The following is a 12,236-nucleotide window of genomic DNA, read 5'->3' as shown; positions in this document are numbered from 1 at the left end:
CCACGGGCGCCCCGCTAGGCGCGCCACTCCGGATCGCGGCCCGTCAGCGCCAGCAGCCGGACCAGCACCGGCGCCTCGTCGGCGCACGGCACCTCCGGCCCGAACACCTTCATCTCCCGCGCCTGCTCCGCCGTCGCCTTGGCCGAGGCGTACAGCGCCGCCGCCACCTCGGGGTCCACGGTCAGCGGCAGGCCGGTCGCACGGGCCAGGTCCCAGCCGTGCACCACCCATTCGGTCAGCACCATTCCGGCGATCATCTCGGCCGGCATCTCCGCGTCGCCGAACTTCGTGGTGCCCTCGAGCGCCCCCGGCCGCCCACAGGTATCCACAAGTCCATCCACAAGCGTGCACAGCTCACCCAGCCAGTCACCCTGCGTGAGATCGACGTCCCGCTCGCCGGCGGTCACCGCGGGCGCCGGTTCGCGGCGCAGCGCCGCCGCCAGCCACGGGCCCCAATAGAGAAGGTGGTTGAGCAGGCCACGCACGTCGTATTCGGCGCACGGAGTCCGGTTGTCCAGTTGGGCTGGTTCGATGGCGCGGAGCAGCCCGGTGAACTCGCGCGCGGCCCGCTCCAGCATCGGTCGAAGGTCGGTCATGCCTCCATTCAGCCGAATCGCGACGCCGCCGTCTTGAACAAAAGCGACAGCCGCTCACGAATGACCCGCCCGGACAGAACCGTGTTCAACCTGCCGCGCAATGAAAAAAGCCGCCGGGAATCCCCGGCGGCTCTTCCACGCCCCTCTTTACCCGAACTGCGCTCAGTTCTTCTTGTGGTAGGCCTCCACGACCTCCGACGGGATACGCCCGCGGTCGGAAACCTGGTAGCCGTTCTTGCGCGCCCAGGCCCGAATGGCCTGGTTCTGCTCGCGGTCGACCGACGCGGAACGACCCGCGACCTTGCCGGCGGGCTGACGGCCCGGCGTGCCCCGCTTGCGGCCACCGGCACGCCGCGCGTGCTCGACGTACTGGGCCAGCGCGTCACGGAGCTCCTCGGCGTTTTCCGCCGACAGGTCGATCTGGTACGAGATGCCGTCCAGTCCGAACTCGACGGTCTCGTCCGCCTCCGAGCCGTCGATGTCGTCGATGAGCGACACCAGCACCTTCTGTGCCATGTGTTTCCTCCTGTTTTCGGCCAGCCACGAATGATCGGGCAGGGGCAGGCGCCCTGACCAGAAGCCATTGACTAGGACATTAATACCCGGAATCAGGGCAGCACGCAAATCACGTTACCGATACCGTGACTAGTTCGTGCCTGCTATTCGGGGCGCACCAGCGGGAAGAGGATGGTCTCGCGGATGCCGAGGCCGGTGAGGGCCATCAGGAGACGATCGATGCCCATTCCCACGCCACCACTCGGTGGCATTCCGTACTCGAGCGCGCGCAGGAAATCTTCGTCGAGGCGCATCGCTTCGCTATCCCCGGCCGCGGCCTGGCGGGCCTGGTCCAGCAATCTTTCCCGCTCGATCACCGGATCGACCAGCTCCGAGTATCCGGTGGCCAACTCGAATCCGCGGACGTAGAGGTCCCACTTCTCGGCCACACCGGGCTTGGTCCGGTGCTGCCGCGTCAGCGGCGAGGTCTCGATCGGAAAATCCCGTACGAAAGTCGGCTCGTGCAGGTGATCACCGACCAGGTGCTCCCACAGTTCCTCGACCAGCTTCCCATGGCCGAGTTTCGGATCGACCTCCAGGCCGCGCGCGGACGCGAACCCGCGCAGCTTCTCGACCGACGTTTCCGGCGTCACTTCCTCGCCAAGCGCGTCGGACAACGAGTCGTACATGCTCAGCGACGTCCATTCGCCGGACAGGTCGTACGACGAGCCGTCGGCGAGCGTGACCTCCAGGCCACCGAAAACGGCCTGCGCCGCTTCCTGGATCAGCTCCCGCGTCATCACCGCGTTCGTGTCGTAGGTGGCGTAGGCCTCGTAGTACTCCAGCATCGCGAATTCCGGCGAATGCGAGGAGTCGCTGCCCTCGTTGCGGAAGTTGCGGTTGATCTCGAAGACCTTCTCGATCCCGCCGACCACGCACCGCTTCAGGAACAGCTCCGGCGCGATCCGCAGGTACAGATCGATGTCGAACGCGTTCGAATGGGTGATGAACGGCCGGGCCGACGCGCCGCCGTGGAGGGTCTGCAGCATCGGCGTTTCCACCTCGGTGAAACCCCGGCGGTGGAACGATTCCCGCAGCGAACGAACCACCGACGCGCGCGTGCGCACCACGTCGCGGGCCTGCGGGCGCAGGATCAGGTCGACGTAGCGCTGGCGGACGCGGGTCTCCTCGGCCAGCTCCTTGTGCGCGACCGGCAGCGGGCGCAGCGCCTTCGCGGCCATCCGCCACTCGTCGGCCATGATGGACAGCTCGCCGCGCTTGGACGTGATGACCTCGCCGTGCACGTAGACGTGGTCGCCGAGGTCGACGTCCGCCTTCCAGGCCGCCAGCGCTTCCTCGCCGACGTTCGCGAGGCTGATCATGGCCTGCAGTTCGGTGCCGTCGCCTTCGCGCAGCGTCGCGAAGCAGAGCTTGCCGCCGATGCGGGAGAACATCACGCGACCGGTCACGCCGACGACCTCGCCGGTGGCCGTGTCGGCGGGCAGGTCCGGGTGCGCCGCACGCACTTCGGCGAGCGTGTGGGTGCGCGGCACTTCGACCGGGTACGGCTCCACACCCTCCGCGAGCAGCCGATCGCGCTTGGCCCGACGGACCCGCATTTGTTCGGGCAGGTCGTCAGCGGGCACCGGGCGATCCGGGGAGGGGGAATCCGTCATGCCGATAGGGTACGAACCCCCGCGACGACTAGGCCAACCGGATTACCTGTACCGACCAGCGCAAGCACACCGATAGCATCGCCGGAGTGAGCGAAACCACTTCATCCGCCGATCGTGAGCTGTGGAGCCGGCGGTCCCGCTCATTCGGGGGGCACGCGGACGCCTACGACGAACACCGCCCGGATTACCCGCTCGACGGAATCCGCTGGGCGTTGCCGCCCGGGGCCGCGGAAGTGGTGGACCTGGCCGCGGGCACCGGCAAGCTCACCGGCGGCCTGCGCGCGCTCGGGCTGCGTGTCACGGCGGTCGAACCGGATCCGGGCATGCGCGCCGAGTTCGCCCGCCGGCACGCGTGCGTCGAAGTCCTGGACGGCACGGCGGAGCGGATCCCGTTGCCCGACGCCAGCGCCGACGCGGTGCTGGCCGGCCAGGCGTTCCACTGGTTCGACCTCGACGCCGCGCTCCCCGAAATCGCACGCGTGCTGCGCCCGGGCGGCGTGGTCGCCGGGCTGTGGAACGGCAACGACGATTCCGTCCCGTGGGTCGCGGAATTCGTACGGGCCTCCGGTTTCGTGCAGCGCGGGCGGTCGGTCGCGACTCTGCCCGAACACCCCGCGTTCGGCGCGTTCGAGGAGAAGACGTTCCGGCACTCGCACCGGCGCACACCCGAAAGCCTGGTCGAAACGATCTCCACGCATTCCCACCTGCTCGTCGCGGACGATGCCGAGCGCGCGGAGACGCGGCGGCGGGTGCTGGAATTCCTCCGCGTCAACCCGGCCACCGCGAACGGCGAATTCGACCTGCCGCTGCTGACGACGGTGCTGCGCGCCGTCCGCCGCTAACGCGTCTGACGTTCGAAGGCCAGGCGCAGGCCCAGCAGCGTCAGGTCGGGCACGTGCTCGGTGATCGTCTCCGATTCGCCGATCACGAGCGGCGCCAGCCCGCCGGTCGCGAGCACGGTGACCGGCTCGTGCGTCCGCGCCGTCAGCTCACGCACGATCCGCCGCACCAGGCCGTCGACCTGGCCGGCGAACCCGAACACGATGCCGGACTGCAGGCACTCCACAGTGTTCTTGCCGATCACCGATCGCGGCCGGACCAGTTCGACCTTGCGCAGCGCCGCCGCGCGGGAGGCCAGCGCATCGACGGAGATCTCGATGCCGGGCGCGAACGCGCCGCCGAGGAACTCGCCCTTCGCGGAGATCACGTCCACGTTGGTCGAGGTCCCGAAGTCCACGACGACGCACGCCGTGCGGTACAGGTGGTGCGCGGCGAGCGTGTTGACCAGCCGGTCCGCGCCCACCTCACGCGGGTTGTCCACCAGCAGCGGCACGCCGGTGCGCACGCCGGGCTCGACCACGACCTTCGGCACCCGCGCGTAGTAGCGGCCGAGCATGACCCGCATCTCGCGCAGCACCGCGGGCACGGTGGACAGCGCGCTGATCCCGGTGATCGCGTCGGCGTGCTCGCCGAGCAGGCCGCGCATGGTCAGCGCCAGCTCGTCGGCGGTCATCTGCGCGTCGGTCCGCATCCGCCAGTCGCCGACGAGCTTGGCCGCGTCCCCACTGCCCTCGTACAGGCCGAGCACGATGTTCGTGTTGCCGACGTCGATCGCCAGGAGCAAGGGAGTTCAGCTCTCGGCGTGCAGCAGCGCGTCGAGCCGCGCGGCGTCGACGGTTTCGGCGACCGGGAACGGGTTCTCCCGGTCCGGCGACGCGATCGGGATGCTGCCGCTCACCAGGCCGGAGCCGTCGGGCGCGTGCCCGGGGTCGCTGCCCTCGTGCTTGATCCGGTTCTCGTCGTCGACGAACACGATCCGCGGCTGGTAGGTGGCCGCCTCGGCGTTGTCCATCTGCCCGTAGGAGATCAGGATGACCAGGTCGCCCGGGTGCACGAGGTGCGCGGCGGCGCCGTTGATGCCGATGACGCCGCTGTCCCGCTCGCCCGGGATCACGTAGGTCTCCAGCCGCGCCCCGTTCGTGACGTCCACAATGGCCACCAGCTCGCCCGGCAGCAGGTCGGCCGCCTCCATCAGCGTCTCGTCGATCGTGACCGACCCGACGTAGTGCAGGTTGGCCTGGGTGACCGTCGCGCGATGGATCTTCGACTTCAGCATCGTGCGGTACATGGTTATCTCACTTCCTCCGACGCGCCCAGCACCACCGGGACGTTGTCGATCAGCCGGGTCCGCCCGACCCGGGCGGCGATCAGCAACCGTGCTTCCCCATCGACGGGCGCGGGACCGAGATCGGTTCCGCGCAATTCGAGGTAATCCACGTCGACCTCCGGGCGGGCGGCCAGGGTCGCGCGCGCCGCCGCGAGGACCGCTTCCCCGCCGTTCGGGCCGGAGTGCCCGCCGGCCGCGAGCGCCGCGGACAGCACCACGGCGGCTTCCCGTTGTTCCGGCGAGAGGTAGACGTTGCGCGAGGACAGGGCCAGGCCGTCGGACTCCCGCACCGTCGGCACCCCGATCACGCGGACGTCGAGGTTCAGGTCGCGCACCATCCGCTTGATCAGGACCAGCTGCTGGTAGTCCTTCTCGCCGAAGAACGCGAAGTCCGGCGTGACGATGTTGAACAGCTTCGCCACCACCGTCAGCACACCGGCGAAGTGGCCGGGGCGGTGGGCGCCCTCCAGCTCGTCGCCGAGCGGACCCGGGTGCAGGGTCACCGCGTGGCCGTCGGCGTAGAGGTCGCCGACCTTGGGCACGAACGCGATCTCCACGCCGTCCTCGGTGAGGATCTCCAGGTCCCGCTCCAGCGGCCGCGGGTAGGCGTCGAAGTCCTCGCCCTCGCCGAACTGCAGGGGGTTCACGAAGATCGACACGGCGACGACGGTGTTCGGCAGGCGCTTGGCGCGGCGGATCAGCTCGCGGTGGCCGGCGTGCAGCGCGCCCATGGTCGGCACCAGCGCGACCTTGCGGCCCACCGAGTGCAGCGCCGCGGTGACCCGGTGCACGTCGCCGGGCGTCTGGTAGGTGTTCAGCTGCCCGCGGCTGAATTTCGGTGTGGTCACGGGTTTTCCGGCCTTTCCAGAAGTTCGGTGATCTCGGCGGCGGCGCCGGCGTCGAGCAGGCCGGCCGCTTCGGCTCGCTGCGCGGTGCGCCGGGCGAGCGAGGTGTAGGCGGGCACGATCGCGGGCTCGGTGGCTTCGAGCACGCCCAGGTGCTTGCGCAGAGTACCGGTGTCGCCGCGGGCGACCGGACCGGTCAGGGCGCGGTCGCCGTGCCGCAGCGCGTTGTCCAGCGCCGCCGACAGCAACGGGCCGAGCATGCGCTCCGCGTCGCCGATCCCCGCGCCACGCAACAGGTCCGCGCAGTCGTCGACGAGCGTGATCAGGTGGTTGGCGCCGTGCGCGAGCGCCGCGTGGTAGAGCGCTCTGGCGGCTTCCGGCACCCGCACCGGTTCCGCGCCCATCTCGACGGTCAGCGCCTCGCCCACGCTCCACGCGGCCTCGTCGTCGGCCGCGGCGGTGACGCCGACGCTGCAGGCGGCGAGCCGGTCGAGGTCCTCGGACCGGCCGGTGAACGTCATGACCGGGTGCAGGGCCAGCGGCAGCGCTCCGGCTTCGGCGGCCGGGGCCAGCACGTCGAGGCCGTGCGCGCCGGAGGTGTGGATGACAATCTGGCCGGGGCGCCAGGAACCGGTGGCGGCCAGGCCGCGGACCAGGCCGGCGAGTTCGTCGTCGGGCACGGCCAGCAGCACGAGGTCCGCGGCCGCGGCGACCTCGTCCGGCGGTTTGAGCGGCACGCCCGGCAGCATGCGCTCGGCGCGGGCCTGGGAAGCGGCGGAAATGCCGGCGGCGGCGACCACCGTGTGCCCGGACCGGGTCAGCGCGGCGCCGATGACGCTGCCCACGCGGCCGGCGGAGATCACTCCGACGCCGAGCCTGGCGGGACGACTCACGGCGTGCCCCTGTGGACGCTCATGGCAGCAGAACTCCTCAGCTCGTTCCAGTCCCGCTCCGTTCGCGGGTACCGGACGACGGGGCGAGAGTAGCTCGCGGAAACGCCCCGGGTCGGCGGCGGGTGACCAGCTTCACCCGACCCGGTTTACCCGGTATGACTGCCTTCACCCGCCAACCGGACCGCGTCGGCGCGGGAAGCGCGCAGCGTGGCCAGCAGTTCCCGCTTGCGCTTCTCGTGGTCCGGGGTCTCCTTGCGGCGGCGCAGGAACGCGAGTTCGGTCACGCTGGCCTGGTAGCGGGCCACGGCTTTCGCGGCCGCGCGCCCGGACTGCCGCCTGGCCTGCCGCCGCCACTCGCGGCGGCCGGCGAGCGTGGACAGCAGCTCGACCTCCGACGGGGCGATCAGCCGCGCCTGGACCATCGCGGGCAGTGCGGCGGTGACGATGCGTTGTTCGCGGCGGCGTTGCAGGAGGACGAGCATCACGACCGCGATGAACATCGGGACCATGATCAGGAAGTAGACGTTGAGGAACGTCTGCGCTCCGCCGAGGACCGCCGCGCCGTTCCAGAGGGCGTGCAGCAGGACGGCGCCCAGGTAGGCGCCGATCGGGGCGAGGACCTTGACGGCCCGGTTGTCGGTGCGGGCGGCGTAGCCGAGGCCGATGCCGGTGATCGCGGCGAAGAGGGGGTGCGTGAACGGCGACAGCACGCCGCGCAGCACGAACGCGGCGATCACGCCGGTGCTGGTGGCGTCGCCGAAGCCGTAGTCGGCGAAGGCGCGGCCGAAGTAGTAGATGTTCTCGGTGAACGCGAAGCCGGCCGCGGTGAACCCCGCGTAGACGATGCCGTCGATGATCCCGTCGAACTCGTCGGCGCGGCGCAGGAGGACGGCGAGCACGAACGAGGCCTTCGCGGCCTCCTCGACGAGCGGGGCGGACAGGAGCGCGCTGAGCTTGCTGCCGCTGCCCTCGCCGAGCAGCAGGTCGCCCACCGTCTCGGCGGTGTTGTTGATCAGCAGGGCGGTGATCGCGGCGAGGCACGCGCCCCAGAAGAAGGCGACCAGGAGGAACTTCGCGGGCTCCGGCTCCCAGCGGTCCACCCACAGGATGGTCGCCACGACGACCGCGACGGGAACGAGCGCCGCGGCGACGCCGATGGCCACCGCGAGCGGCCCGACCTGCACGGTGACCAGGCCGAGAACGGTCAGGCCGCACACGGCCAGGATGACGAGGCCGAGCACGGGCAGGAGCACGGTGAGCCTGCGAGGGGGTGCCGTCACAGCCCGGCACTCTACGGTGACTGGCTGCGGGGGCGAGCGGGGTGGGCGGGGGTCTGGGTGGGCGGGCAGCGCGAGGCGCTGCTGAGCGGAACCGGCGGGTCCAGAGCCGCACCCGCGGAACCACGGTGGTTCCAATCCCGCAGCCCGCCACAAGATCGTTGGTGGGCCGGGCCGGGTCGGCAGCGCCGCAGGGTCGCCCTGGTTCAGAGCCGCACCCACCGAAACCACGGTGGTAACCCCCCACCCCCGCAAAGTCGCGGTGGCTCGGGTCGGCAATGCCGTCGGATCGCCGTGGTTCACGTCCCCGCCCCCGCAAAGTCGCGGTGGCTTGGGTCGGCAATGCCGTCGGATCGCCGTGGTTCAGGTCCCCGCCTCCGCGAAATCGCGGTGGGTCGGGTCGGCAGCACCGCGGGATCGCCGTGTTCCCGGCAATCCAGGAAGGTGGTCAGTCCTCGGCGCGGCGGCGGCGCCTGGGCGTTGCCGTTTTGCCGTTCGCTGCCAGGAGTTCGCTCACCGAGCGGCCCGCGGAGTGGGAACCGGCGTCCTCCTCCACCGCGGCGCGGCGGCCGCGGGGGGTTTCCGGCTCGGGCTTGGCCCGGCGGCCGGTGCTCGCCCAGGTGGCGGCTTCGTCGTCGGGGCGGTGGCGGCGGCCCGTCGGCGTCTCGTCGGCTGCCCGGTGGCCCGTCGCTTCGGCACTGCGGCGGCCCGAGGGCGTCTCAGCAGCCGCGCGGTGACCAGTCGTTTCGGCGCTGCGGCGGCCCGTGGACGTCTCGTCGGCCGCCCGATGCCCCGTTGCCTCAGCACCGCGGCGGCCCGAGGGCGTCTCAGCAGCCGCGCGGTGGCCCGTCGCTTCGGCGCTGCGGCGGCCCGTGGACGTCTCGTCGGCCGCCCGATGCCCCGTTGCCTCAGCACCGCGGCGGCCCGAGGGCGTCTCGTCGGCTGCCCGGTGACCCGTCGCTTCGGCGCTGCGGCGGCCCGAGATCGCGGCGCCGGAACGGTACCCGCTCGACTCGGCCGAGCGGCGTCCGGCGACCGCGGCGCTCGCGCTCGATCGGCGTGCCGGGGCCTCCGCCGCCTCCGTCACCGAAAGCCGCGGCAGCGCCTCGGCCTCCGGGGCCCGCTCCGAGCCTCGACGGCCGTCAGCCTCCGTCCGCAGGCTCGCCGGCACGTCGGCGTCCGACCGCAGCCCGGGCGGCACCTCGTCGGCGTCCGGCACCCGCGGCGCCTCGTCGGGGCGGCGACGACGGCCGGCGGGGGCTTCGTCCTCCTCCGCGCGGCGGCGACGGCCACCCGGCCTGCCCTGCTGCGCCAGCCGCCGGACCTCGACCGGCAACGTCTCGTTGACCACGGGGTGGTCCTCGGGCACCACCGGCGACGGCTCCGGCTGCACGGGCCGCGTCACGCGGGTCGGGAACGCCGCCGACAGATCGGTCGCCGAGCGCTCGGCTCGCGGCGTCCAGTCCGGGTCGACGGGCTTGGCGACCTGCGTCGGCTGCTCCACCCGCTGCGGTTCACGCTTCACCGGGGTCGTCGCGGCGGGCGCACGTACCCGGTCAGGACGGCTCGGCGCGGGACGGCTCGGCTCGACGGGACGGGCCTGCGGGCGTTCCGGCTTCTTCGCCGCCGGCTGCACGCGCGTGCGGTCGGGGTCGACGGGCTCGGCGTTCGCGACCCGGCGGACGGGGAGGTCCATCGACACCTCGGGCCGCCGCGGCTCGGGCGCGCTCGGGCGGCCGCCCGCGCGCACCGGCTCCTTCTCCCGCACCCGCTCGATGAACTCGGTCGGCCGGTCGGTGATCTCCCGCTTCTTCGGCGCGGTGATCTGCGGGGGCTGGCTCGGGCCGGACTCGACGACCCGCTGTTCCTCGCGCAGCGCGCGCATCCGGGTCGCCTGCGCGGTCAGCGCGACGCGCTCCAGCAGCACCTCGCCGCCGAACAGGCTCTGCAGGTTGTCCCGCAGGGAAGCGATTTCCGTGCGCAGCGCGTCCAGTTCGCTGCGGGACTCGGACTCGACCCGTTGCCGCGTCTCGGCTTCGACCTCCAGCTCGAACTCGCGCCGCGCGGCGATCTCGCGTTCGAGCTCCAGCTCGTAGACCTCCTGCGCCTGCGCGACGGCCTCTTCGGTGTTCGTCGCCTGGCGGCGGTAGCGCACGGCGAGGAACGCGCCGATCAGTGCCGCCCACAACGCGGCGACGATCCCCAGCCGCAGGTAGCGAATGTCGTCGGCGACCACCAGCGGAATCGTGGCGCCGACCGCGAGGACCAGGCCGATGAGAAACCACGGCCTGCCCACGACGCGGCCGCGCGTCTCGTCACCCTCGCCAGTCATGACCAACACCGTACCCGCTAGTTATGCGTCTGAGACCTAGTTGGTACTTCGAGCGGTCGGTTCTCAGCGTTAACCGGTCGGGTGATGATCGGGATCACTTTCGTCGTCTTCGGGCGTGCGGCAGCAGTGCTCGAGCCAGAGCGCCGCGGCGATCAACGCGACCGCGCACACCGCGCCGATCGCGACGCTGCGGAGGTCGCTCGACGCCGCGGCCAGCTCCGACGCCCGCGGGATCAACGCGCCGGCGATCCCAGCCCACGCGCCGAGCATGATCGCGCCGAGCAGTGAGGAAGCCTTCGCGAGCGCGACTGTGCGCGCGGCCGAGACCGCGTTGACGAGCCGGCCGGACCGGACGCGCGACCGCATCACGAAGGCCAGTGCGACGTCGATCACCGCGAGCACGAACAGCGTGAGGCCGACCGGGCGCGGCACGCGGGGCAGGTCGCCGTAGGCGAACCTGAACAGCAGGTACGCGGCGACGAGCCCGACCAGCCCGGCGATCACCAGCTCTCGGGGCCGGGTGAAGTGCATACGGCCACGGTACCCAGGTGATCGTGGCACAGTTGACTCTCCACCGGCTGGAGGGTTGAGCATGGGACGCGCGGACGGGACGTTCACCATCGGCGAGTTGAGCCGTCGGACCGGGTTGCCGGTCAAGACCATCCGGTTCTACTCCGACGAGGGGCTGCTCCCGCCCGCCGACCGCACCAGTTCCGGCTACCGGCTCTACGACGTGACGGCGATGGCCCGGCTCGAACTGATCAAGACGCTGCGCGAACTCGGCCTCGGGCTGACCGATGTGTCGGCGGTGCTCGCGCGGGAGACGAGCGTCCCCCGCCTCGCCCGGCGGCACATCGACGCGCTGGAGGAGCAGATCCGCAGGCTGCGGCTGCGGCGCGCGGTTCTGCGTGCGGTCGTGAAACGCGAATCCGAGCTGGAGGAAGTGAAGCTGATGAACAGGCTGGCGGCGATGTCCGACGAAGAGCGGGCCCGCCTGCTCGACGAGTTCTGGCAGGAGGTGACCGAGGGCCTGCCGGTCGACGCGGAGTTCTACGAGCGGATGCGCTCGGCGAAACCGGAGCTGCCCGACGACCCGTCGCCCGAGCAGCTGGAGGCCTGGATCGAGTTCGCCGAGCTCATCCAGGACCCCGAGTTCCGCGCGGTGACCCGGCGGATGAGCGAACGGCACGCCGAGGACCTGCGGGCGGGCCAGGCGACCGTGCCGGCGCAGGAGGATTGGATCGGCTGGAGCGAGCGGGCGCAGAAGGCGTTGGACGCCGGGATGGCCCCGGATTCACCGGAGGGACGCGAACTGGCCGACGACATCGCGCGGACGTGGGCGCCGGAGGGGCAGGACCCCACGGACCCGGCGTTCCGCGCCTCGGTGGCCGACCGGATCGCCGTCGGGACCGACCGCAGGGCCGAACGGTACTGGCAGCTGATGGCGATCATGAACGGGTGGCCGGAGGTGCCGACGCGCGTGCCGGCGGTGGAGTGGCTGACGGCCGCTTTGCGGGGCTGATCGCGCAGGTTGCCTCCCGCACCGCAACAGCGAGCCGGCAACGCAAGTAGGCCGACTACCCCAACCAGACCTCCCCCGCCCCCGATCCACAGCCGATCTTTAGTCGCCGATCAGCGGGGTCAAGGCACGCTTTCCCGCCTTGACGCCGTTGCTCGGCGACTGAAACACAATCGGGGAGAGGGGGCGGGGGTGGTCGGAAGGTGACCTTTCGAGCGCCGTGAGGCGCTGTTTTCGCGCGTAGGCGCGGGTTTAAAGATTAAAAGAGTCCTCGCCGGACGGGCAGGCTCCGGGATGACCAGGGGTTGGGTGCCTCGTCCCACCTCATGCAGTGGGTCGCCGGGTGGTCATCCCGTCGCCTTCCGGTTTGTGCATATCACCTTGAGCCAGGGCCGCAAGGTTGGCATGTTCGGCTGCCGGTTGGCGGCCTGGGTTG

Annotated in this window: 12 protein-coding genes; 2 read left to right on the top strand and 10 right to left on the bottom strand. The window is 71.4% G+C overall.

All coding sequences use genetic code 11. The annotated features are described in order from the left end of the window. Positions 1-14: 14 nt before the first annotated feature. The 3 genes from ABZ215_RS41155 to lysS all read right to left on the bottom strand — a co-directional run bounded on the left by ABZ215_RS41155 (position 15) and on the right by lysS (position 2,767). Positions 15-596 (bottom strand): TIGR03086 family metal-binding protein, encoded by a 582-nt coding sequence (locus tag ABZ215_RS41155; protein WP_354956189.1) that lies wholly within the window; start codon positions 594-596, stop codon positions 15-17. A 162-nt stretch (positions 597-758) separates the two neighbouring features. Continuing rightward, entirely contained in the window at positions 759-1,112 is a 354-nt protein-coding gene (locus tag ABZ215_RS41150) for an Lsr2 family protein (RefSeq protein ID WP_020417087.1), read from the bottom strand. 143 nt (positions 1,113-1,255) lie between these two features. After that, on the bottom strand, positions 1,256-2,767 hold the full coding sequence (lysS, locus tag ABZ215_RS41145) for a lysine--tRNA ligase (RefSeq protein WP_027935729.1): 1,512 nt from the start codon (positions 2,765-2,767) through the stop codon (positions 1,256-1,258). Between the two features lie 86 nt (positions 2,768-2,853). On the opposite strand from lysS, the gene ABZ215_RS41140 reads away from it, so the two are divergent. Next, positions 2,854-3,609 (top strand): class I SAM-dependent methyltransferase, encoded by a 756-nt coding sequence (locus ABZ215_RS41140; protein ID WP_354956187.1) that lies wholly within the window; start codon positions 2,854-2,856, stop codon positions 3,607-3,609. Here ABZ215_RS41140 and ABZ215_RS41135 read toward each other — a convergent pair. From ABZ215_RS41135 to ABZ215_RS41105, 7 genes are all read right to left on the bottom strand, one after another. Continuing rightward, a complete protein-coding gene (locus tag ABZ215_RS41135) occupies positions 3,606-4,391 on the bottom strand; it encodes a type III pantothenate kinase (RefSeq protein ID WP_027933628.1) in 786 nt (261 codons plus the stop codon). The genes ABZ215_RS41140 and ABZ215_RS41135 overlap by 4 nt on opposite strands. Before the next feature lie 6 nt (positions 4,392-4,397). Next, a complete protein-coding gene (gene panD / locus ABZ215_RS41130; protein ID WP_017985424.1) occupies positions 4,398-4,895 on the bottom strand; it encodes an aspartate 1-decarboxylase in 498 nt (165 codons plus the stop codon). A 2-nt stretch (positions 4,896-4,897) separates the two neighbouring features. Then, positions 4,898-5,782 (bottom strand): pantoate--beta-alanine ligase, encoded by an 885-nt coding sequence (gene panC / locus ABZ215_RS41125; protein WP_354956185.1) that lies wholly within the window; start codon positions 5,780-5,782, stop codon positions 4,898-4,900. Continuing rightward, on the bottom strand, positions 5,779-6,672 hold the full coding sequence (locus ABZ215_RS41120) for a DUF2520 domain-containing protein (RefSeq protein ID WP_354956183.1): 894 nt from the start codon (positions 6,670-6,672) through the stop codon (positions 5,779-5,781). Before ABZ215_RS41120 ends, panC begins: the two co-directional genes overlap by 4 nt. Positions 6,673-6,818: 146 nt before the next feature. Then, positions 6,819-7,925, bottom strand: coding sequence for a PrsW family intramembrane metalloprotease (locus ABZ215_RS41115; protein WP_020417093.1), 1,107 nt, complete (start codon positions 7,923-7,925; stop codon positions 6,819-6,821). A gap of 472 nt (positions 7,926-8,397) precedes the next feature. After that, positions 8,398-10,281, bottom strand: a complete 1,884-nt coding sequence (locus tag ABZ215_RS41110; protein ID WP_354956181.1) for a DUF6779 domain-containing protein — start codon at positions 10,279-10,281, stop codon at positions 8,398-8,400. Positions 10,282-10,350: 69 nt separating this feature from the next. Continuing rightward, positions 10,351-10,812, bottom strand: a complete 462-nt coding sequence (locus tag ABZ215_RS41105) for a DUF3180 domain-containing protein (RefSeq protein ID WP_020422640.1) — start codon at positions 10,810-10,812, stop codon at positions 10,351-10,353. A 61-nt stretch (positions 10,813-10,873) separates the two neighbouring features. Here ABZ215_RS41105 and ABZ215_RS41100 point away from each other — a divergent pair, with 61 nt between their 5' ends. Beyond that, the gene (locus ABZ215_RS41100; RefSeq protein WP_354956179.1) at positions 10,874-11,803 is read left to right on the top strand and encodes a MerR family transcriptional regulator; all 930 of its coding nucleotides are present in this window, start codon (positions 10,874-10,876) and stop codon (positions 11,801-11,803) included. The last annotated feature ends 433 nt before the right edge of the window (positions 11,804-12,236 follow it).

The sequence above is a fragment of the Amycolatopsis sp. NPDC006131 genome (assembly GCF_040614175.1).
Lineage (GTDB): Bacteria > Actinomycetota > Actinomycetes > Mycobacteriales > Pseudonocardiaceae > Amycolatopsis_E > Amycolatopsis_E tucumanensis.
The sequence above is the reverse complement of the archived record's forward strand: the minus strand, read 5'-3'. Positions and strand labels throughout refer to the sequence as shown.